Source organism: Proteus sp. Marseille-Q3619 (assembly GCF_965283115.1).
In genome coordinates, this window is record NZ_CBDIMP010000001.1 from 2,570,007 (window position 1) to 2,592,039 (window position 22,033).

Consider the following 22,033-nt stretch of genomic DNA (forward strand, 5'->3'; position numbering starts at 1 on the left):
TTGGTAAAAATGAAGCCACCGAGAGCTTATGACTCACGGTGGTAAAATAATAAGGGTTATTAGGCCTGGCGAGGTGGTAATTGATAAATCTGATATTCTAATTCATTGATGGCCTGCTCGTAGGCTTGTTTATTTCCAAAGCTACTTTTGATGATTTCTAGTGGGCGGCCTAGGCTGTCGAACGGCTTCAGTTTTAGTACCTGGATATCTTCGATTTCCTGCACGCCCTCATCCGCGTATTTATCCAGTAAAGTGTTGAGTACATGCTGAGCAGATTCTGAATATTTGGTGAAATAGTTGTGTTTACGCACGTTGTCAGCCCGTTCTTTACGTGTCAGTGGAGGTTGACCATAAACCACGTGGCAAAGGAGATCGAATGGGTCAAGGTCTTTGCCCACTTCCTCTTTTAACACTTCCCAAAGCACACCAAGTTGCTGAAGTTCATCTATGATGACCTGTTTGCGTTCGGCAGAGTGCCATTTTCGAATGAAGTTATCAAGAGAGGCAAAGTCTTTATCTTTTAAAAGTGTTTTACGGGTATAGTCCTGAAAGGATTCGGTGACTAGTTTACCATCAGCATCATAATATTGGACGCGTTTCGCTAGTACTTTTACGCTGACGCCATTGACCTGATATTTGCGAATTCTATTTTCGGCATTTTCTTCAAAGGCACAGCTGGTACTTTCTGATGTGGTACCGTAGTGAGTAGAAGGTTCTTCTGCACCCATAGATACATTAATGTCTAATGTTTCGTCTCTTGGTGCATTGTCTGCGGGTTTTTCATCAATATCAGATTCTGGATCGGCAATATCTTCAGGTGTCGTACGGATCACTTTTTCAGGTACGCCATCAAAACGCTCATCAGCAAAGAGTTCGGTGGCTTTTTTGAAATCGAGAATGGTGAACCAAAGTTTATTGAACTTCTCGTTAATACGTGTTCCACGCCCGATGATTTGTTTAAATTTGGTCATGGATTGAATGTTTTGGTCTAGCACGACTAGTTTGCAGGTCTGCGCATCCACGCCCGTGCTCATCAATTCTGAGGTGGTTGCAATCACAGGGTAAGGCTTTTTAGGGTTAATGAAATTGTCGAGTTGCGCCTTACCAATATCGTCATCGCCAGTAATTTTCATCACGTATTTTTCATTTTTTCGCACTTGTTCTGGATTTAGGTTTATTAATGCACGACGCATACGCTCAGCATGGTCAACATCGTTACAAAAAACGATGGTTTTATCCATTGGGTTGGTGCGTTTTAGGTAATCAGTGATGGTTTGTGCCACGAGCTGGGTACGCTCATCAATCACCATAGTGCGGTCAAAGTCTTTTTGATTATAAATTCGGTCATCAATCAGCTGGCCTAGTTTATCAACTTGACCTTTTGTGGGACGCCAACCTTGTAAATCGACATTGATATCGACTCGTACCACTTTATAGGGGGCAAGGAAGCCGTCTTCGATGCCCTCTTTAAGTGAATAAGTGTAAACAGGATCGCCAAAGTAATCAGTGCTGGAAACATCATCAGTTTCTTTTGGTGTAGCAGTTAAGCCAATTTGGGTTGCACTGCTGAAATATTCAAGGATCTCTCGCCATGCGCTGTTTTCAGATGCGCTACCACGGTGACACTCGTCGATAACAATCAGATCAAAAAAATCGGGGGCCACCTGTTTAAAGGCTTTTTGGTGTTCTTCTGGACCTGTAATTGCCTGGTAGAGTGCCAATTGAATTTCATAGGCAGGATCAATTGTTCTACCTGTTACCTTTGCCATTGCACTACCAAAAGGCTGGAAATCGTTATTTTTAGTTTGATCGACAAGGATATTGCGATCCGCAAGAAACAGAATGCGTTTTTTATTTTTAGCTTTCCATAATCGCCAGATAATCTGAAATGCGGTATAGGTTTTACCAGTACCTGTAGCCATCACGAGTAATACACGTTTTTGCCCAGCAGAAACAGCTTCTACGGTTTTATTAATAGCTTGTAGCTGATAATAACGAGGGGATTTCCCACTACTGTCATCGTAGTAATCTTGACTAATTATGGGTAGCTGCTCGGCGGTAAAACCTTTCCAAGAGTAGTATTTAGTCCAAAGCTGTTCTGGTGTCGGAAAATCATCGAGCGTGATTTCGGATTCAATCTGCACAGAATTGGTTTTATCGTGGAAGATAAAACCATCACCATTAGAAGCGAAGATAAAAGGAACATCGAGCAGGCGTGCGTAATCTAACCCTTGCTGCATCCCTTTTCCTATTTCGTGTTTATTTGCTTTAGCTTCTATGACGGCAAGGGGTAGACCTGGCTTATGATAGAGCACTATATCGGCTGATTTCACTGTTAATCGTGCAGCAAGCTTACCACGGACCACCACTTTTCCATCTCGAAGTTTGACTTCTTGGCGGATTTGCGACATCAGGTCCCAGCCTGCATCTTTAATTGCAGGGAGAATAAATTTAGTAATGATGTCTGTTTCAGTCAGATGAGTTTTATTCATACCAGCCATTGTGCTCTACTACCCCCAAGATACAGAATTATTATGATTATACATGTGTTGAAAAATAAGAGCACTTTAATAGCTAATAATAATTAGTTTGTATTGGGTATATAAGTAAAAAATAACTCTTTAGAGGAGCTTTAAATAAAAAAATTAATTATTAATTTCCGGTATCACCTAATTCTTTAAGGCTGTACGCATGTAAGAATTTAAGGTTATCTTCAGTACACCACGAGAAATCTTCATTATCTAAGATATTATTCACAAGATCTTGATTAAAAGGAATAGTGAGTTGAAATGATGTCTTCTTATCATTATTTTGTACTATGAGATTATTACTGTTAACCCAATGTGCTTCTAATTTTATCTCTAGATTTTGCCATTTAATATTATTGCTAGCTTTATTTCTTTTCAGAACATAGTAAAAAGAAGAGTTACCCTTAAGTGTAAGATGATTATCCATCAACATTAAAAGAAGAGGGATCCCCAAGTGGGGAGATAACTATATCTCCAAATACCAAAACTATCTGCAATTTTTATCCAACGAATAAACGATGTTTGATCAAGCCTTCCTTTACCACCGAGTAGAGCTCTACAGATTAGCCAAGCTTCACGAAGTGTACTGAATTGAATAAATTGGTTTCTACGATGTGTTGCAATTTCTGTGGATACGTTTTTCTCATTTCCAATGAGACCTTTAAAACGCTTAGATTTAGAGCTTAAAGGACATGATTCTTTATTTTCTGGTTGAACTAAATGAGAAAATCTGGGTGTGAATTTTTTGTTAGGTGTTATTATTCCACTATCATATGTAGGTTGCTTACAGAAAAGACATCGTAATGGAGGATAGTTTTCTCGTGAAAGACCTTTAATCCTTCTAGAAAAATCCCCAATACTAGTTTCAACCCAAATATTTTCTGTGAAAATTTCTACTTTTTCCATAATAAATTATATTTAAAATAATTGACTCATAATTATAATAATACAAGATTAATATAATTAAGAAAGAAGCAAAAAGATTTTTTTGACTTTAGATACAGTATGTTTTTATCTATTCTATGTTATTAAATTTAAGACTTTTGTTTTTTATTATCAAATATTAGGATTTAATAAAAATATTTTTATTAAACCCTAATATTAAATGTAACTAATCTAATGATCTAATTGATATTTCTTCTCTATCAATATCTTTGGCTAGCTTCTTCATTTCAGGATGAATATACTTGCTATAAAAATCATTTATCATTTTACTATATTGGTTATTCCACTCTGAGCTGTAAGCCATATCAAAACAATTTGAATTAGTTATTTCTGTTTCACTACCATCATTGTGTATTAATATAAAATGACAATCAGATAATGCAGGAGGTTGATTTTTTATTAGAGAGAAATCGACAAATTGCTTGACTTGTTGTACTTGGAATGGATGTATTGTTTGTTCTATACGTTGATGGATGCTTCCTTTTAAATTTTCAAAATTTTTATCTCTTTTGTCCATTGGTACACGAGTTTGTTGATATTCAATCATTTTCTCTTTGAATTCAGCTGTTGCTAAAGAATAAGGCATTTGCTTTAACAATATATTGTCAAATGCTGAGCGAATTATTTTTTTCGGTAAGCAAGGGAATGTATCACGATATCCACACTCAAAGCCTTTATCATCATTGATATCAATTTCAGAATTATTGGCAGAAAATAAGTGAATGACCTCTTGCTGAACAATAGTAATTTGATTTATTTTTTCTGAGATGTAAGGATCTTGTAATAAATCATTAATGGATAAATCACTTACTCGATAGCCACCTTCATTCTGTGGTTCAATGACAAATAACGTTGATTTTTTTAAACCAAAATCATCATAAAATTTAAATTGTCTTATATTTTCAGTTTGATAATTTGCATTAAGATAATCGGATAGCTCTTTTTTAGCGTATTATACTTCCCTAATAACTCGCTTTCTGATAGCGCTTTTAAAGCCTTTTCTCCATTTGAAAGATAAAAAAGAGTAATTTGATTTTCTCGATTTTTTTCATTAAAAGAAAGAGCTTGGTTGTCAATAAATTGAATAATATTTTTTTCAATAGGATCAATTTTTTCGTGATATATTGGTTAACATCAATCGGGTTAATCATGCAAGTATAACGTACAATATTACGCTCTCTTGTATCTTTTATTTTTTCCCATTTTACTTCTAAACACATAGATCGATGTTCAAACGCATTACCAATGGTAATCGTATTATCACTATATGTAACCATATCTTTAACTTGCTGAATTTCATTGCTATCACCGCATCCAGATAGTAAAACAATACTAGTTAATACAATTATCTTCTTCATTTATTCATCACCTTATTATCCAATTTATCTCAAAAATTAGTGTGTGTTTTAACCTTTTTGATATCGAGAAGGCCAAATTTCTTCAGCTGGAATACCAATCGCTTTTGCAATAATTTGCTCTGCTCGAGGATAAGGTGCTCTAAGTGCATTGCGTAAAGTAGAAGGAGAGAGTCCTGCTTCGACAGAGAGTTGAGATAACGAAAGCCCTTTTTTATGCAATGCCGCTACTATATCTGCACGATGCCAATCAGTTTCTTTCATCGATGGCTTTTCCTTTTTATTGAACTATGAGAATCTATATGGTTACACCATGGTGTAACCATATAGATTAGCTATTGATGTTAATGAATAGATTAGATCGAAACTTTGTTTCAATCAAATGATATTTAACTTCAGTAAATCATTCATAAGGCGAAGGAACCAATCCTGTATATAAGGTATTAATTTATGATAAAAACGGGTAAAGAGTGGTTTTTAGCAAAAGAGTTGATTCATCTACCGGGTTTTCCAAAAACTTCACAAGGTGTGAATAAGAGGGCTCGATTAAAGAATTGGAAGAAACGTCCTGTTGCCATTCCTGGTGTCAGAGGCCGTTCTTTTGAGTATCATATTGATAATTTTCCTGATGAAATTAAATTAATTATTGCAAGAGAAGAGTTTCTTTCAAATGAAAAAGAATTAACATCACAAGAGTTAGAATGGTTAACATTATTTCGTTCTTTATCAACAGATGAACAAGCTATATTACTTCATTTGCTAAGACGTAAAGGAATCGAATGGTTGATAGAACAATCATGATTTAATTTTGGGGTATAATCAAAGTAAAGGTAATTACTATTATTGAATAAAAAGTATAATTCCTATTTTTAGTCTCTTGATTCTATAATACGAGAATCAAGCCATTTTTCGACCTCACTCTTTAACCAGCGAGAACTGCGACCAAACTTAATTGGTGTAGGGAATTTTCCTTCTTGTATTAATTTATAAAACCATTTATCTGTTAATCCAGTTAAATGAGTAATAAACTTCATACTAACAAATTGATCGTTAAGTAGTGAATATTGTGTCATTGTTTATTCTCCTGTAATCAATAAAAGGAGAAGGAGGAAATAAGCTGTTATTTTAAGTCACTCCTTCAAACAATAACTACAGACTGTAAAATATTCTTATCGAAGAACATTAATTATCATCATAAGTTAAAAATAACCCTTGGTTGTATTCTTTCAATATTACTGGTGTGTTTTTTCTAGGACGCCCTCTACGCTTATAATTATTAAGAGGGAGTTTGCTTAGTTTATGAATATTTATATCTTCTTTCTGATCTTTCTTTGCTAAATAATCTAAAATATAAGCACAATTATACCTACCATTAATATCATCAGAAGAAATTACTTTTTCTCCCTTTACTTTATAATATTCTTTATTCTTACAATGATGTGCATAACCTTCATTTAAAGTGATTTTTTTCCAAATATAATTAATTTCATTCCAGAAATTCCAAATAGATTTATGCTTCTGTCCATTAATATAAAAAATGGCATGAGTATGTATTCCGTGAGTAATTCCTTTTTCCATTACCCATGCTTCTCCTACAATTCCAGGGTAATGCTCACATTGGATCATTAAGTCTACCATGTCTTGTGTCAATTGATATTTATCCTGAATAATAGAACTAATGGTTCCTTTTCTATATGAAAAGTCAATTCTCAGAATTAATAGTTTTGAGTAATAATTAAATAATTGAGCTTGGTGATATTGGAGTTTTTTTTGTAATGCTGGAATAGTGTGGTAGTTAGAATTATGTATAGATCTCATGATTACCTCTAAAGTTAATTTTCTCATGAGATAGGTATTGTATTTTATTTTTTATTTAAATATTAAAACATATAATACTATATACCTAAATTATATTTACAAAACATAACTAGATGATGTTTTTCATCTAATTATTTCTTATCTTCCTATTACCTTTGGATAACGTTTTACATAAATTATTCATCGCTCATTTCTATTTTCTAGAGTGGAGTAATATAACTTTTAGTACTAGATTTCAGCAAATAATGATGAGTGAAAAATGTTCTTACTAAAATTGATAGATAAAGTAATGAGTATGATTTCTTAAGAACTCAAATTATCATTTTAAGAGTGTTTAATTATACTATCACTTACCCAGTATAAAACTAAATGAGATATATGTCATAAAAATGAGGTTTTCCGGCTTTATTACAGTAGTTTTTTGTTTTTTTTGATTGGTTTATACCCATGAAAAATGAACAATAAACCTATTAAATTATAGTATTGATCCCTTTTTATATTAGGTTTCTCTCTATTGATTTTTGTGTTATAAATTTGATTTATGGTATATGAGGGGTGAAAATTTTGAGTGATTTATTTGAAGAACTGCGAGCACTGAAGGTGAGAAAAGTTGACGACTATAGAACAAGCTACCCAATAACGTATGGTGAAATATATAATAGTTATCAGTTTATTAAATTCGAAAAAAACGAGGAAAATTATATTCCGATAGATTTATTAAGAAATGCTTTATTAGAAGATGCTAGAGTTTCATCAAAAGAGTATATTAAAAAAAGAACGGGCGGTGATAGACAAAAACATTTCTATAATGATTCCAATGAGGCTAGAAAAAAGATTATATTAATAGATTAATTAATCAATTTGAAAGAAATAAACTATATATAAATATGCATGTTTTTCAAAAGCCAATTAAAGGAAGTATTAAAAAAGAATTTTTACAAGCATTAAAGGAAAAAGAAAATATTTATAATAAATTATTATTTCATTATGATGAAGTTAAAAAACAAAATAAAAACATATTTTTATTACCAATGAGGTTAAGTCTTATCTATAACGATTTTTCAGAGAATCTTAATAATGAAAAAGTAATTAATTATATTGACATGAAGGAATTAATAAAATATTTAAATGATGCTTTCCATTCTTTAATAAAAAGAATACAAAAACGCGTTGCTTATAGATGTTTCATTGCTTATGATCGTGTTATTTTGATTGATAAAAAATTAGTTCCATATTTACATGTTAATTTTTATTTAAATGAGCTTGATATTAATAACTACTATATAAAAAATATTACTCGTGAGTGGTGTTCTATTATTGATGATGTTGCTAGGATAGATTATGTCTATTTTAATAATCCACTCCAAGAAAGTATTGATGAAAATGACGAAGAAGATGAAGATTGGAATAAAAACATTGTTTATAGAAATAAGAAAGAATATCGATTTACATTAAAAATCTGTAATTCGATAAGACCATTCTGTGAAGATAATGAACTAAGTCATGATGAATTAATAAAAAAATAAGAAAAGAGATTGTGAGGAGTAAGAAAGGAATGAATGATTTTAGGCTTAATGAATTAATAAAAAAATAGAGAAGGTAAAGATAAATAAAGCTTATCACAAAGATTATCTACTATGTATATCAAAGCAATATATCAAGATACCAGGATTAAATAACTTCACAAAAGGAAAAATAATATACCAAGGTGATTTAAATAAAAAGTAACAAAAATTCTATTTCTAATAAATCTGAAATATATATTACTGATGTGGAAATTGTAAATAATTTATTCAGATATTAGGAATTATATATGAAAAATAAAGATATATTTAAAGAGATTTCGCCATTTGAATCTGTTCTTTCTCCATTACCTCACTCAATTAAGTATCAAATAAAGCATAAATTAACCAAGCTTATTAATTATTCACCTACAATTGGTTTAATGGGTAAAACGGGTGTTGGTAAATCTAGTTTGTGCAATGCTTTATTTCAATCAACAGTATCGCCTGTCAGTGCCGTTAGTGGTTGTACTCGTTCAGCTCAGCGATTAACACTATCCTTATCTGGACGTGATATTACCTTTATCGATTTTCCTGGTGTGGGAGAATCACGTGATTATGACAAAGAATATCAACAGCTTTATCAATCTCTATTACCTGAGTTAGACTTCATTTTATGGATATTAAAAGCTGATGAAAGGGCATGGTCAGCTGATGAAGCCTTCTATCAATACTTAGTGGAACATTGTCATTACGCACCTGAACGATTTTTATTCATACTCAATCAAGCCGATAAAATAGAGCCTTGCCGTGAATGGGATATCCACCAGCAACAACCATCTAAGCAACAGCAAAAACATTTATTGGAAAAAATGTGTCAGGTACAGCAGGCATTTAACCCCATTAATCCAGTTATTGCTATTTCGGCTAACGAAAATTATCAACTTGATAAACTAGCTGAAACCTTAATACAAGCGTTACCAACCAAAGCAAGTAGTGCCATTGCAAGACAATTGAAAACAGACTATTGCTCAGATACGGTGATTTCATCCGCTAAACACGATTTTGGTCATGCCGTTGGCGACTTAGTGGAAGAGCTCATTGAGATTTTACCTGTCCCAAAGCCCGTTAAGCAGGTTATGAATCATGTTAAAGAAAGGCTTGTCTCGGTGGCTGTTTCATTTTGGCGATGGCTATTTTAAATACTGATAAACACTTTAATGACGCGAGCTTTAGCTCGCGTTTTTTGTTTCTACTATTAGGAGTAAGAAGATGACTTTAGATGAATTATATCCTATTACGAAAAATGTGATTTCTTCACAACAAAGAGATAATTTTTGGTTTCAGTATTTCCGAACAGTTCCTTTGTGGATTAAGCTTGAAAGCCAGATATTTCATTTGATGGATAGCTTTTGTGATGAGTACTACGGGGCATTTTGGGAGTACTGTGTTCTGTCAAATCAAGGTGCATTTATTTATCCAGCGCTGGTGGAAAAAGAAGTAACCTTATTTAATCCTCATAACGGCAATGAAGCTATCCTGAGCCCTGAAGCAGTAGGAATAGCAATCTGCTTAATTGTCTTTAGTCTTTGGTCATTTAAAACAGAGAGCGAAATTCTAGTTGAACGTTTCTACCAACTTCGTGACTACGCCATTCAACATCCTGAAAGCTCAACTATTTTCCATTTAATTGATTAGCTTTCCTTCCTTCTTAAATCACACTTCTAGTCTTATCTATCTTATTTATTTTAAAGGAAATTAACCATGAGTCGATTAGCCTCACGCTTTGGGCGTGCCAACAGTATTCGTCGTGACCGCCCATTAACGATGGAAGAATTATTCCGTACTGTACCGAGTGTTTTCTCTGAAGAAAGACATGAGTCGAGAAGTGACCGTTATACCTATATCCCTACCATTACATTACTCGATAGCCTTCAAAAAGAAGGATTCTATCCGTTCTTTGCTTGTCAAACTCGGGTACGTGATATCAGTCGTCGAGAGCATACCAAGCATATGTTAAGACTTCGGCGACATGACCAAATTACAGGAATACAAGTACCTGAAATTATCTTACTCAATAGCCATGATGGTTCAAGCAGTTATCAAATGTTACCGGGGCTATTTAGAGCGGTGTGTCAAAATGGGCTAGTGTGCGGAGATACCTTTGGTGAGGTGCGTGTACCTCATAAAGGCGATGTCGTCGGTAAAGTGATTGAAGGGGCTTATGAAGTATTAGAAACCTTTGATGCTGTCGCTGAAAAGCGAGAACAAATGCAATCGTTATTGTTACCGCCACCAGCACAGCAAGCCTTAGCGCAAGCTGCACTTACGTATCGTTATGGCGAGGAGCATCAACCAATTACTGAGGACCAAGTATTACAACCTCGTCGTTGGGAGGATAAGAAAGATGATTTGTGGACGGTATATCAACGTTTGCAGGAGAATTTAATCAAAGGTGGATTGTCGGGTAGGAATGTGAAAGGCAAGCGCGCTCGTACTCGTTCAGTGAATGGTATTGATGGTGATATCAAATTGAATAAAGCTCTGTGGGTGATGACTGAAAAGATGTATGAGCATTTTGGCGATTGATTTAGATTTATGACGTTATAAAAGGCATAACGTCGACTAAAATATCGATGGTATGCCTTTGTAATCAAATGTCACTTTACGCATAGGACTTAGATAAAATAACATTGAATGTATATTGTTAATTATTAATCAACGATAGCTGCTCGTTGTATATGTCCATTATCGTCATGACTAACGACAAGTCGTAATTTACCATTTTGTGATAAGACTTTTTGATGATTATTTTTAAGTTTAACCAATGAGTTTTCAAATTGCTCGTAATTATTGGTTGCACTATTATTAATTAATTCTAGCGTGTTAAGAATGAAACTGCGGCGAAGGCTAAGAATTTCGTCACTGTTAAACTTGGCTTTAGATAACAAATTATTAGCTTTTGTGGCTATGGTTTCAATAAGGTTACTTAAAGTAGCATTCCAAACGTCTTTCTTTAAATCAAATTGGCTAAAATCTTTACTTAATGGATCAATACAGGCTTGTATATATGCTAATAGTGATGCCATCTTAAGAAAAACATTGCGGCGAGTAATTAAAGGGGGAATCTGCTCTGATATTTCCTTCAATTTTTGGTAGGTATCACCTGTCCCAAAAGTATCTAGATTCGTTAAGCTAGCTACTTCATTTTTAATATTTTGTAGATCAGCTAATAGCTTTGCTTGTAATACAAAGGCATCAGCAACAATATCTTCAATTTTAACTTTTATCTGCAAAGACATTTCATAGTCAAAATCACCACGTTGCATCTTTTCAATAATTCCTTGAAGGTAATCGATGCGGCCTTCAACTTCTGCTGCATTATGACTATCAATTTTGTCTCTTAAACTATTAACTGCTATTTTTATATCTGTTAAGTTTTTATTGATATCGGCTAGATGAGCTTGAGCCACAATTAAACTCATTAGCTGAAAAGAGCCAGTGGCTAGTTGTTTTAGTTTTCCTGCTTCTACTATTCGACCTTTCCCAGCTATTCTTCCAACTTTAGCTCCACTGCTGTGAACTGCATCAGCGAGTACTTCACCCGTTTTGGTTTGCATCATTCTTAGTGAGCCATCTTTTAGGCCTTTTTGAATTTCAGGTTTAAATACAAGCTCAATGGTACGTCCACTTGTATTGATAACCCCTTGCATGGACTGCGAGACTAAGTTACTAATCTTACTTAGATCTTCTTTTTTTGCGATTGGAAACGATATTTCATCAGGAAAAGATAAGCACTCTTTTGCATAGATAATGGGTACACCATTTTCATCAGTTAAGGTACTATACTGAAGCTCGTTGATATCCATAAGAATCCTCTAGTCATTATCATAGGTATTTCCTTGTGATATCATTTTACCATACAAGAGCTAGTAATTATGCCAAAACAAAATTGTATTTAAGTTATTAAAAAGCGGGTTTCATAGTCTTAAGCATTATACCTGTTCTTTAATGATTTTAGTCGGTGAGTATACATTTAAGTATATAAAAAAATTAATTTAAATTTATTTACAACAAAAACAATGTATTGACCATTAAGAGCGAGTCCGGCCTTCGCACCAAAAATCAGACGCTAAAAGCGTCTTTTTTTATACTTAAAGTTTATGATTTATAGGGCGTTACCTACCTTTCGGTTTTTCAAAGCATCCTTCTGCTGAATGTGAGGAGATAAATACTTCATCACGATTCAAAAATGCATACTCCTCACTTAGTGTCTTTAAGCAGACAAGCCATTGAGATCTTAAAGTAGATCTACCAATTCAGCGGCAACCACGAACTGATCTTTATCGGCGATCATAATCCAAGAAAACCTATGAGTGAAAACACGGTAAATAACGCATTACGTGTGATGGGCTATGAAAATAAAACGAAGTTTGCGGACATGGTTTTAGAACAATGGCGTGTAGCTCGTTGATTGAGTCTGGATTACCCAATCAAGTCCTGAAATAACTGAGCCAAAAGTATTATAGAAATAGCCATTAGGATTACGACAGCCTTTGTTAAGTGCTATTTCTAGCTCGCCAATTTTTTTCCATATTGCCACAGTACTTTTGCTGCTTATTCATATATATAAAGTCTATTTCTGAGTAGATAATAAAAAAATACAGCAGAGCCACATAAACTCGTTCCTCCTTGATTGGGATAATCGAAATGGTCTAAACGCATTTTTAATTCCATCTCAAATAGGCTTTTTTAAAAGGGAACTTTAATGCTTCCCACTAGATACTCTTTTGCAATAAATTGCCTCTCAGGTACAGTGAATTGTAATTTTATGGTGTTATCATCTTCATTAACTGGTTTTGTTTGTCCACTTGATTCGAAATAACAGAAAAATTCCCTTTTTTGATTAATAGCATACAATGCGCAGTAATAACTAATTAAACTCCAATACAAAATTTGCAGTGGCATTAAGTTTGCCGGGTTTAATATCATCACCATAACGATAATATTCTGCTTTTAGTGGTACGCTATTGCTGCCACTGGTTAAATCAGCCAGTGGAACAAACTGGTTATTAATTAACACCGTATCACCACTTGAAGGGGATGAAACAACAAATCCTACACCTTTGGCATTATTACTGTCGCCTTCATTATCAGGTTTGATAATGGTTTTTTGCCCGTCGTAACTTGTGGTGTTATGCGCCATTAGCTTAATTTTAGCGGAAGCATTACCTGTGCAATTTATTCTCAGATTATCTTCAGCATATTGATTATCACGAGGAAACCCAATGCTAGAAAATGCAGTAATAGGCATTTTAGGCAAATTCATTTCAAGGTTCGTATTTTCTGCACTACAAGATGTTGGCGCGCTAATAATATTTACAGATAGACGATAACTAAAACCAACAGCCGTTGTGCCGCCACCTGAATTAAAGCGATTAATTAATATAGAGCCAATATATTGAGTCGTAAAACGCTGGGATTTAGGGTTATCTTTGGTGGAGTAAACAATAACGGTAGCATCCCTTGTATTAAGTTTAGGGCTATTAACAGGAACTTCTTGTCCTGGCTGACTTCTAAATGACAAACCTGACTCATTTTCAATTAAAACATAAGCATAATCATCTAAGCCTGTAATATGACCGTTACGTACAACATAATAAGCAGGTCTGCCATCGATATCCATATAATAGGTTGGCATTACGCCACTGGCTTCGCTATATGTTGCATAAGCATAGAACTCAGCGCCATCTGGGCAATCTGCGACTGCGACATCTGAACCATCACGTTTAAATGTAAAACGAGCCACTTCCTGATTCTTTTTAATCATTCCTTTTAGTTCAATGGTACCGCCTCTGGCATCCATCGTGCCATGTTTAATACCGCCATTATTGACACAATCAGGCGCGGCATGACTGTAAAAAGAGAGGGTAGATAAACTAAGAATAAAAATTAGAAATAATAATTTATTCATTTTATTTTTTAAGTTAGTCATTTTATTTCCTTATTTACACTCAGTATCTAAAATATATAAACCATTAACTGGCGCTTTATTATTAATGTCATAAGTTGCATTGCAGGTTTTTTGCTCACCATTAATTGTCCACGAAACTTGAATATTGCCTTGTGGTTTATTGGCAACAAAATAGAGTTGATGGAAGCTTGCGACTAATTGCGTATCATCGTTATCAATCTCAGCTTTAGCACCCATAGGGATGGTACTTTTATCTGGCGTTTGTAATGTCAGTAGGAATTTAAAGCCTTTTTTAGCATCGAAATCAGCCAGTACTAAAGCACCTTTTGTTGGAACAATATTACTAATAATATTATTCGAAATTTCAGTATCACTCGGAATAGAATTGGTATTAACACTAATGCTATTTTTTTGGTAAGGCGACATTCCAGAAACAACTGCTAATCCACTATTATTCGTTTTAATAGACTGACCATTAATGACTTCTACACCAGAGGTATTTTTAGTCAGTATTAATGCATTTGTTTGTTGCAATGAAGGGGCGAATACTGCGCCATATTGTGTTGCAACTAATGCACCACTAACACCGTAGTTAATATTTTGCTTATCTTGAGTATACGAATAACCTGCATTAACAACGGCGCTTTGTGTTTTATAAGAGCCATTTAAACCACCGCTATAATTAACACCTTTATTACCATAGCCTTGATAAACATCCCAGTTTGCTTGGTTTTTATCACCATAGGTTCCACTTAAACGTGCGGTCTGTAATACTTGGTTATCATTGTTCGTTGATATACCGTAATTAGCCCAAATGTAGTTTTCATTCCATGAAAAAGGAATACTGACATTCATACTCAAATCATGACTATTTTTTTTATTACTCTCGCTATAACGACTACCATCGTAATAAGTGTAATAAACGCTATAGTTAACTTTATTAATAGCGCTATTAAAACCCATATTATAAGAATGAACGGTTTTACCACTAACGTACTTATAAATAACTGAATTTAAATTAATCGAAGCGTTATTAGAAAATAAAGGTTGATTAATCGAGAGCGTATATTCATTTTTTAACCCATTGCTTGGATGGTATTTGCTGTCTTTGTATTCCATCGCTTGAGTAAAATTGAGAAAATTGGCATCGAAGTGACGATAACCGACTAACGAAAGAGTCGTATCTGTGACTGATATATTTTTAGAATAATTAACTCTAAAAGCATTGCCATGTAATGAATCATTGCCATTGTTAGTGGAAGATTTCGCATACAATAAATCAGTGGTGATCGCGCCGTAGCTACCTAAATTTACCCCAGTACCCACACCAACAGATTGATATTTTTCACCAATAAGTACGCCGCCATAAAGGGTGACATAGTCAGTTAAACCATAGAAAGCTTCGGTCTGAACAACATAAGCGCCATCCCCGCTATTATTACCGTCGTATTTACCCGTTGAGAAGCTATATTTTAATTCACCTTTTCTTTCTAGATTGGCAATAGAGGAGAAAGGCACAATAAAATTCTTTTCAGAGCCATCCGCTTCAGTAACGCTGACATGTAAATCTCCGCCGCTGTTCATCGGATAATAATCAGTAATATTAAAAGGTCCAGCGGGCACACTGCGTTTATAAATAACTTGGCCATTTTGGGTGATAGTGACGATAGATTCTGTATTAGCAATACCCGAAACGCTAGGTGCATAGGTTCTATTTTGTGTCGGTGTCATTAGTCTATCGGTGACTAATTTAATTCCTCTAAATTTTACTGAATCAAAGAGCTGTGAAGAGGTATAGAGATCACCCATCATTAATTCACTATTAATACTGGTGATCGCTCTGGAAAGAACATTACTCAATGTATTCCATTTTTTCTCGCCATTTTCATTCTTTGTCCAGGTTGAATAGTTATTAAAACGCCAAGGACCTAAATTAACTTGGGTTTGAATGTTGCCATAATAGCTATCTGTCGTATTACCCTGACTACGACTATTAAATGAAGATAATGCGTAATTAACTAATAATGCAGGAATACCTGAATCCCAGTTTTTTATTTCATTTTCTTTTAATCTATCTTCATTAACATATAATTGTGGTAATGTTAGAACATATTGTTTTCTATTTAAATCTAAATAGCCGTTCGCATTATTGATCTCGTTAAGATTAATAAAATCATTATTTTTGTTTTTATTAATCACATCATAAGGAAGATCAACACCAGCTTTATACCACTCTTCTGCTGAAAGACGTGGCGCTAATATTGAGTTACCCTCTTTATTTTTCATCAAAATAAAATCAAAGTCGCGTGTTAATACGCGATTATCATTGATAAAAAGAGTCACTTTATAGTGACCTGGGGCGATATTATTCTCTCTAAAGACATTTAGATCTTCATTTGTCACTTGTTGAGTGCTTCCTTCAATATTTAATAGATTAGCAGGATAATAGTCATTTGCTGATGTATTAAAAGAAGCGAATAAAGCGCCAGCAATAAATAAATAGAGTGGCGATTTATTAAAATAATTATCCTTTATCTTTTTCATATTGAATAATATTTCTTATTATAATTCGAATTCCATTGGAAGGTTTTTTCCAAAATCGTCGATATAAAATAATTTTATTTTTTCTTTACCCGATAATGTTTTGTTAACGCTAATAGTGGTTTCTGATTTTGGCGGAAGAAAACTAGGTAATTGTTCAATCTCTCTTCCATCAATAAAGAGTTTGCTAATATTAATAAAATAAGGTGAGCTATTTGATACTACAAGATTGTTATTCTTTGATGACCATTTTAACTCTTTGATTTCTTTTTCAATATTGTCATTTTTTAGAGATTGTGGTCTGTAAATCAACTTAATTCTATTTGTCATTGAATAACGCAAAACATTTTCTAAATTTTCATTGCTTGGTGCGACAAACTTAACATTGATCCAATACATGGATTCAATATCATTAGGCAGTGTTGTATTTTTAGTAACTTGTAGTGTATTTTTTTGTTGCGACATTAATTTAATTAATGGTGGAGTGATCACAAAATCTTGAGTGAGTTTGCCATTGAGATCTTCAACCCAGGATTGTAATAAATAATTAGTATTTTTATCACTGTTAAATGCAACAAAACCTTCATTTTTATTTGTTTCATTATAAACAACGCGAGTTGTTTCTAAACCAAATCCAGCAAAGCTTGATGTTATTGAGCTGAATATTAACCCCAGTCCTAAAAGTGTTTTTTTAAATTTCATCGGTAAATACCTTTTTAATAAAAGCAGGTTAACAGAATTATTAACCTGCGATTTTTTATTATTGATAAGTCAATGTATAATTCAATGTTGCATCAGCACGGCCAGCTTCTACGTTATTGCTTGTACTAACGTATTTAGCAACAAAATAAAGTGTTTTAGATTTAAGATCACCCGTATCTTTAATTTTATATTCTCTCGTTATATTGAGATCGAAAGGTGTGCTTAAATCATCTCTATCATAAATATGGATACCAACATTTTTTGCTGTATTCGAACCATTAGGATCATCTAAGGCTAAGATTTGATCTGAGCTACTATCTGTTTTACCTTCTAGCTTTAATTTTACAGTACCTTGTGGTGGGCAATTAATTAAAGAGATATCTAATTTACCATTACCATTAGCTCCGCCAACTTCACTACCGGTACGATCAAATTCACTTGTTGCATAACGTCCCATATTAACGTTACCGTCAGAGCCAGAGCCATTAATATCAATAGTGCAAGTAGATGAATAAATTAAACCTGAAAAAGAAATTTGTCCTGTTTGCTCATCAGCGGAAACTGTTGCACTTGCCGTTATTGCTGAAATAAGAAAAGCCATTGGAAGCAGTTTTTTTGTTAAAATAGGCATTTTTAACCCCTAGTGATTGATATAAAAAGTATTTAATAAATCATATTAATCGCTATTTTTTACAATTAGTCTGTTATTACTATTTCTTAATCAATTAAAGGTACAGTGCAATATAAGCACGTTGAACAGATTAACTTAATAGTAAATATAATCTTAATAAAATAGGTTTTTAGTATTAATCATGAAATTTGAAAAGCATTTTCATTATTTTGCTTTTTATCATTAATATTAAAATTTAATATGAAAATTCACTTCAGTTTTTGTGTAAACGGATTATATGTAGTTTATTTTTTGGTGTCTCATGCACAGTGTTACAAAATTTGCTAATGTAATATGAAAAAATCATTAATAAGATAATAGATTTAATTTTTTTATTATTTATTTTCAATTGGTTATGCTTTTGCGGGGAGTTGTGGATAAAACGTGATAGTTTAAATTTACTTTATGGAAAATATATTTAGTTACAAATTCTATTAAGTTTAAAATATGATGATGACAATACTTTATAAAAGCTAGTCATTAAAAGAATGGTTTCTAATAATATATAGAGAGTAATTAATGAAAATAATTCTTATTAAGTACCCTATATTAAATTAAATCTATTGATTAAATTATTAATATTCAAAACTTCATCTTAAATACCTTTTATCGTATTTTTATTTTCCTATATAGAGTAGCAATGCTTATCCCTAAAATTTCTGCCGCTTTCTTCTTTCCTTCTAATGTTGTCCCTGTTTTTTCTAATATGTTCATAATGGTTTGATACTCTGATGTCTGGTTTTGAGTTTTGAGAAATTCTTGTGCGTTTAACGGTTGATTTTTATCTTTATTATCTGTTTTAGCTGCTGTATAGATACCACTGGTTTTTTCTTTTTCTAAAGGATCAGAATGAGGTGTTTCTAACAAATAAGGTGGAAGGTGGCTGAGGTTCAAATCCACTGTATCGCCTTGCATAACATACATATATTCAATCACATTACGTAGCTCTCTGATATTGCCCGGCCAATCATAGGAATATAAGTAGTTAATAACAACGTTGGGGATCTTTGCAACAGGCCGTTGATAGGTTGAAGCCAGATCATCAGCAAAGAATTGTGCAAGTTCTGCAATATCTTCTCGGTGATCACGTAATGCAGGTGTATGGATCGGAACAACATTGAGGCGATAAAACAGATCTTCACGAAATTGTCCTTTATTTACCATTTCACGTAGATCTTTGTTGGTGGCAGCAATGATCCTTACATCAATATTGATCATATTATTAGAGCCAACACGAGTGATGCTTTTTTCTTGAAGAACACGTAAAAGCTTGGCTTGTAGATGTAAAGGCATATCTCCAATTTCATCTAGGAATAGGCTTCCACCATGTGCTAATTCAAATTTACCAATACGTCCTTTAGGATCAGCACCACTAAATGCACCGCGGACATAACCAAAAAGCTCACTTTCTAGCAGTTGTTCTGGGATAGCTGCGCAGTTAATGGTAATAAAAGGCTGTTTTGTGCGTAGGCTTTGTTGGTGAATAGTGTAAGCAACCACTTCTTTACCTGAACCGCTTTCTCCGGTGATAAGTACGCTGGCGTGACTAACAGCAACTTTACTTAACATGCTTTTTAATTGGAGCATATTTTGTGAGTTGCCAATTAAAGGAGAGTGAGGATTTTCATCAACCGATAAGGTATTCACCTGTGTCATATAATCGCGGGCATCATGGAAGATAACCATTGTGAGTTGGTCATTATCAACAGATGAAAAGGTGATTTTTTTACACAGAACATGATAGCGTTGTTGATTTAATATTAGCCATGCTTCTTCATCACCATAAAGAATATCGCCAGTCATATCGATATCAAGAGATTGCCCAATTAATTCACAATCAAAAAAACGTAGAGCAGAAAGATTGGCATGCCAAATTTTATTTTGGCTATCGATTGCAATTACACCTCTATCCATCACATCAATCAAGTTTCTAAAAGTCCCAAATCGCTCTTTCTCTCTAAGCCTTTCAAGACATTCAAAAATACGACTTGAAATCATCTCCGAAAACTGTTCGATAAAGGTGATAAAGGCTTGTTTTTGTTTCATCAAAAACATTTTTTGTTCTCGATTAGAACAAATAATCCCTATTACGCCAATAACTTGATTATTCAGGAAAATAGGGGCATTGAGATCAAGTTCTTCAGTGCAAGTTAATCGGTTTTGACACAGTTGGCACAGGCTATTTTCTTTGGGATCTTCAATCAAAATGGTTTTTTGTACTTGCAGTACATGGCGATAAATATGCCCATTACTAGAGACATCTTGATTGAGCATATAGCGATAACGCCCTGTACCTGCAATACGAACCAAGTTGTTATCAATAATTTCAACATCGGTACCAGTGATACCTGCAATGGCATCGGTGTACTTGCTGATTTCATCTTGTAGAGTACTTAGTAATGAGTGCATCACATTCTCACCTTAAAATTATCAATATTGATAATAAATTATCACTTCGCATTTAGAGTATTAAATTTAATTATTATTTATTAGCTAGTTATGTGTTTTTTGTATAAAGTTCACACAGTTTCTTATTATTGATAATTTATCACCTAAATAAAACCGCCTAGATCACAGCTTTTCTGCATCATTAATTTCATCTCTTAATCGTTAAAACAATAAATATATTTTAAATCAAATGGTTGTGTCTTTATTAAATGCTTTTTGAATGAGTTGGCATACATATTGCGATATAGGAGATAACCCTATGTATTCCGATTAATTGCGATATTGGGTTATCGCGAATTTTAAAGTGTGATTAAGAGGTAATTCCATGCAGGAGCAATTGCAGTACCTGATTAACCAAAGTTCATTTACGCGAAAACCAACCGCTGAGCTTGCCCCTTTTCGTTATGAAGAGTTAGTCAAAGCGTTAGATTTTCATAGAACTATTCCAGGATACGCACCTACACCGTTATTTCATTTACCCCAGTTAGCCAAAACCTTAGGGGTTGGTGAGTTATATCTTAAAGATGAGTCTTTCCGTTTTGGTTTAAAAGCATTTAAAGCGTTGGGTGGTGCTTATGCGATGGCTCGCCATATTGCTGATTTCCTCGAAATGGACATAAGTGAATTACCTTATGAGGTAATGATCAGTGATGAGATCAGGAAAAAGTTAAATGGCGTCACTTTTGCGACAACCACTGACGGGAATCATGGACGTGGTGTTGCTTGGATGGCAAGACAGTTAAAGCAAAAAGCGGTGGTCTATATGCCAAAAGGATCATCACAAGAACGTTTAGATGCCATTTTGCGTGAAGGTGCAGTCGCTGAAATCGTTGATATGAACTATGACGATGCAGTGAGAATGACGGCTGAAATGGCTGAAAAATATGGCTGGATAGTGGTTCAAGACACTGCATGGGATGGCTATGAAGAGATCCCCCTTTGGATCATGCAAGGCTATGGCACTTTAATGCTGGAATCTCTTGCACAATTACATGAAGTTCCCCCGACGCATATTTTTGTGCAAGCCGGTGTGGGCTCTTTTGCGGGTATGGTGCAAGGCATGGTAACAGCTGCTTATGGCAAACAAGCACCGAAAGTGATTGTGGCTGAAGCACGTATTGCCGATTGTTTATATCAATCTGCGGTATCAGGGAAAGCGGATGCTATTCCTGTTGGCGGGGATTTGCAAACAGTCATGGCAGGGCTTGCTTGTGGTGAAGCGAATAGTATTGGTTGGAATTTATTACGCGATTATTCAGCGGCATTTTTCTCTTGCCCTGATGCTGTTGCGACGAGGGGAATGCGGATTTTAGGAAACCCTTTACCTGGTGATCCGCACATCATTTCTGGTGAATCTGGTGCTGTGACAACAGGCTTGCTCTCTATTTTGATGCAATCACCTGTCTATCAGAGTGCGAAAGAAGCGCTGGGATTAGATGAAAATGCAAGAGTGCTTGTGATAAGCACTGAAGGTGACACCGATCCTGAGCGTTATCGCGATATCGTGTGGGATGGCGAGTTGCCTAGCTTCAAACAATTTTAAAAAAACA

General features: G+C 34.1%; 21 protein-coding genes and 1 pseudogene. 8 read left to right on the forward strand and 14 right to left on the reverse strand.

The genetic code is table 11. The features are described 5' to 3' along the window. Window positions 1-59 precede the first annotated feature (59 nt). The 6 genes from hsdR to ACWPWK_RS11890 all read right to left on the reverse strand — a co-directional run bounded on the left by hsdR (window position 60) and on the right by ACWPWK_RS11890 (window position 5,092). On the reverse strand, window positions 60-2,501 hold the full coding sequence (gene hsdR, locus ACWPWK_RS11865) for an EcoAI/FtnUII family type I restriction enzme subunit R (protein ID WP_454208943.1): 2,442 nt from the start codon (window positions 2,499-2,501) through the stop codon (window positions 60-62). A 151-nt stretch (window positions 2,502-2,652) separates the two neighbouring features. Next, window positions 2,653-2,961, reverse strand: coding sequence for a hypothetical protein (locus ACWPWK_RS11870; RefSeq protein WP_454208945.1), 309 nt, complete (start codon window positions 2,959-2,961; stop codon window positions 2,653-2,655). Beyond that, entirely contained in the window at window positions 2,961-3,434 is a 474-nt protein-coding gene (locus ACWPWK_RS11875) for a hypothetical protein (RefSeq protein WP_454208947.1), read from the reverse strand. The genes ACWPWK_RS11870 and ACWPWK_RS11875 overlap by 1 nt, the downstream gene beginning before the upstream one ends. Before the next feature lie 205 nt (window positions 3,435-3,639). Next, window positions 3,640-4,059 (reverse strand): hypothetical protein, encoded by a 420-nt coding sequence (locus tag ACWPWK_RS11880; RefSeq protein WP_454208949.1) that lies wholly within the window; start codon window positions 4,057-4,059, stop codon window positions 3,640-3,642. 403 nt (window positions 4,060-4,462) lie between these two features. Continuing rightward, entirely contained in the window at window positions 4,463-4,831 is a 369-nt protein-coding gene (locus tag ACWPWK_RS11885) for a hypothetical protein (protein WP_454208951.1), read from the reverse strand. 48 nt (window positions 4,832-4,879) lie between these two features. After that, complete coding sequence (locus tag ACWPWK_RS11890; RefSeq protein ID WP_197269626.1) at window positions 4,880-5,092, reverse strand: helix-turn-helix domain-containing protein; 213 nt, start codon at window positions 5,090-5,092, stop codon at window positions 4,880-4,882. A 186-nt stretch (window positions 5,093-5,278) separates the two neighbouring features. Here ACWPWK_RS11890 and ACWPWK_RS11895 point away from each other — a divergent pair, with 186 nt between their 5' ends. Then, window positions 5,279-5,629: a DNA-binding protein gene (locus tag ACWPWK_RS11895; protein WP_369468498.1), complete on the forward strand. Its 351-nt coding sequence runs from the start codon at window positions 5,279-5,281 to the stop codon at window positions 5,627-5,629. 68 nt (window positions 5,630-5,697) lie between these two features. On the opposite strand, the gene ACWPWK_RS11900 is transcribed toward ACWPWK_RS11895, so the two are convergent. Both ACWPWK_RS11900 and ACWPWK_RS11905 read right to left on the reverse strand, forming a co-directional pair. After that, on the reverse strand, window positions 5,698-5,901 hold the full coding sequence (locus tag ACWPWK_RS11900; protein ID WP_197269624.1) for a helix-turn-helix transcriptional regulator: 204 nt from the start codon (window positions 5,899-5,901) through the stop codon (window positions 5,698-5,700). A gap of 109 nt (window positions 5,902-6,010) precedes the next feature. Then, entirely contained in the window at window positions 6,011-6,646 is a 636-nt protein-coding gene (locus ACWPWK_RS11905) for a YagK/YfjJ domain-containing protein (protein ID WP_423466024.1), read from the reverse strand. Between the two features lie 564 nt (window positions 6,647-7,210). Between ACWPWK_RS11905 and ACWPWK_RS11910 the strand changes: the two genes are divergently transcribed. From ACWPWK_RS11910 to ACWPWK_RS11930, 5 genes are all read left to right on the forward strand, one after another. Then, window positions 7,211-7,498 carry a hypothetical protein gene (locus ACWPWK_RS11910; RefSeq protein WP_454208954.1) on the forward strand — a complete coding sequence of 96 codons (288 nt, stop codon included), beginning with the start codon at window positions 7,211-7,213 and terminating at the stop codon, window positions 7,496-7,498. Between the two features lie 35 nt (window positions 7,499-7,533). Continuing rightward, window positions 7,534-8,172 (forward strand): hypothetical protein, encoded by a 639-nt coding sequence (locus ACWPWK_RS11915; protein WP_454208956.1) that lies wholly within the window; start codon window positions 7,534-7,536, stop codon window positions 8,170-8,172. A 287-nt stretch (window positions 8,173-8,459) separates the two neighbouring features. Further along, window positions 8,460-9,350, forward strand: a complete 891-nt coding sequence (locus tag ACWPWK_RS11920) for a GTPase family protein (protein WP_311748140.1) — start codon at window positions 8,460-8,462, stop codon at window positions 9,348-9,350. 70 nt (window positions 9,351-9,420) lie between these two features. Continuing rightward, window positions 9,421-9,846 (forward strand): antirestriction protein, encoded by a 426-nt coding sequence (locus ACWPWK_RS11925; RefSeq protein ID WP_454208959.1) that lies wholly within the window; start codon window positions 9,421-9,423, stop codon window positions 9,844-9,846. 66 nt (window positions 9,847-9,912) lie between these two features. After that, on the forward strand, window positions 9,913-10,737 hold the full coding sequence (locus ACWPWK_RS11930) for a DUF932 domain-containing protein (RefSeq protein WP_454208961.1): 825 nt from the start codon (window positions 9,913-9,915) through the stop codon (window positions 10,735-10,737). A 125-nt stretch (window positions 10,738-10,862) separates the two neighbouring features. Here ACWPWK_RS11930 and ACWPWK_RS11935 read toward each other — a convergent pair whose 3' ends face one another. Further along, entirely contained in the window at window positions 10,863-12,017 is a 1,155-nt protein-coding gene (locus ACWPWK_RS11935; protein WP_454208963.1) for a hypothetical protein, read from the reverse strand. A gap of 377 nt (window positions 12,018-12,394) precedes the next feature. Between ACWPWK_RS11935 and ACWPWK_RS11940 the strand changes: the two are divergent. After that, window positions 12,395-12,636: pseudogene (locus tag ACWPWK_RS11940) on the forward strand (tyrosine-type recombinase/integrase); the annotation flags it as partial. Window positions 12,637-13,081: 445 nt separating this feature from the next. On the opposite strand, the gene ACWPWK_RS11945 reads toward ACWPWK_RS11940, so the two are convergent. The 5 genes from ACWPWK_RS11945 to ACWPWK_RS11965 all read right to left on the reverse strand — a co-directional run bounded on the left by ACWPWK_RS11945 (window position 13,082) and on the right by ACWPWK_RS11965 (window position 20,444). Further along, complete coding sequence (locus tag ACWPWK_RS11945) at window positions 13,082-14,143, reverse strand: fimbrial protein (RefSeq protein ID WP_109372638.1); 1,062 nt, start codon at window positions 14,141-14,143, stop codon at window positions 13,082-13,084. A gap of 9 nt (window positions 14,144-14,152) precedes the next feature. Continuing rightward, entirely contained in the window at window positions 14,153-16,666 is a 2,514-nt protein-coding gene (locus ACWPWK_RS11950; protein ID WP_109372637.1) for a fimbria/pilus outer membrane usher protein, read from the reverse strand. Between the two features lie 18 nt (window positions 16,667-16,684). Beyond that, window positions 16,685-17,365, reverse strand: a complete 681-nt coding sequence (locus ACWPWK_RS11955) for a fimbrial biogenesis chaperone (RefSeq protein ID WP_109372636.1) — start codon at window positions 17,363-17,365, stop codon at window positions 16,685-16,687. A 58-nt stretch (window positions 17,366-17,423) separates the two neighbouring features. Beyond that, on the reverse strand, window positions 17,424-17,996 hold the full coding sequence (locus ACWPWK_RS11960) for a fimbrial protein (RefSeq protein ID WP_109372635.1): 573 nt from the start codon (window positions 17,994-17,996) through the stop codon (window positions 17,424-17,426). A gap of 645 nt (window positions 17,997-18,641) precedes the next feature. Next, on the reverse strand, window positions 18,642-20,444 hold the full coding sequence (locus ACWPWK_RS11965) for a sigma-54 interaction domain-containing protein (protein ID WP_109372634.1): 1,803 nt from the start codon (window positions 20,442-20,444) through the stop codon (window positions 18,642-18,644). 364 nt (window positions 20,445-20,808) lie between these two features. Between ACWPWK_RS11965 and dpaL the strand changes: the two genes are divergently transcribed. Continuing rightward, the gene (dpaL, locus tag ACWPWK_RS11970) at window positions 20,809-22,026 is read left to right on the forward strand and encodes a diaminopropionate ammonia-lyase (protein WP_098941318.1); all 1,218 of its coding nucleotides are present in this window, start codon (window positions 20,809-20,811) and stop codon (window positions 22,024-22,026) included. The last annotated feature ends 7 nt before the right edge of the window (window positions 22,027-22,033 follow it).